The sequence below is a fragment of the Citrobacter sp. W9 genome, from assembly GCF_026719375.1.
GTDB lineage: Bacteria > Pseudomonadota > Gammaproteobacteria > Enterobacterales > Enterobacteriaceae > Citrobacter > Citrobacter werkmanii.
On record NZ_JAPPTE010000100.1, the window covers coordinates 1 to 253 of the forward strand.

The 253-nt window shown below is 55.3% G+C and carries 1 protein-coding gene; it reads right to left on the reverse strand.

The window, feature by feature from the left end:
• Positions 1 to 147: 147 nt before the first annotated feature.
• Positions 148 to 253, reverse strand: a 106-nt coding sequence (locus OOJ59_RS28070; protein WP_143116748.1) for a helix-turn-helix domain-containing protein, incomplete at its 5' end; no start/stop codon positions are given.

The window sequence follows — 253 nt, forward strand, 5'->3', positions numbered from 1 at the left end:
GTACCAGCGTACGGCCCACAGAATGATGTCACGCTGAAAATGCCGGCCTTTGAATGGGTTCATGTGCAGCTCCATCAGCAAAAGGGGATGATAAGTTTATCACCACCGACTATTTGCAACAGTGCCGGATTGAGCGGCGTGGCATGGTCAGTCTTCCCGCAGGTACTGGTACAAGGTTTCGCGGCTGATGCCGAAGTCACGGGCCACCAAGGTTTTCTGGTCGCCTGCCGCAACTCGCCGTTTCAACTCGGCA